The sequence below is a fragment of the Escherichia sp. AM3 genome, assembly GCF_032029835.1.
Lineage (GTDB): Bacteria > Pseudomonadota > Gammaproteobacteria > Enterobacterales > Enterobacteriaceae > Escherichia > Escherichia coli.
In genome coordinates this window covers 1-236 of record NZ_JAVUPQ010001303.1, presented here as the reverse complement: position 1 = coordinate 236, position 236 = coordinate 1, and the positions used below count along the sequence as shown (strand labels likewise).

General features: G+C 53.8%; 1 pseudogene. It reads left to right on the top strand.

The features are described from left to right. A pseudogene (locus RTW80_RS30795) lies at positions 1-236 on the top strand (acetate kinase); the annotation flags it as partial.

The following is a 236-nucleotide window of genomic DNA, read 5'->3' as shown; positions in this document are numbered from 1 at the left end:
CCGCTGCATAACCCGGCTCACCTGATCGGTATCGCTGAAGCACTGAAATCCTTCCCGAGTCTGAAAGATAAAAACGTGGCCGTGTTTGATACCGCGTTCCATCAGACCATGCCGGAAGAGTCTTACCTCTATGCCCTGCCATACAGCCTGTACAAAGAGCACGGCGTCCGTCGTTACGGCGCTCACGGTACCAGCCACTTCTATGTGACTCAGGAAGCCGCAAAAGTGCTGAACAA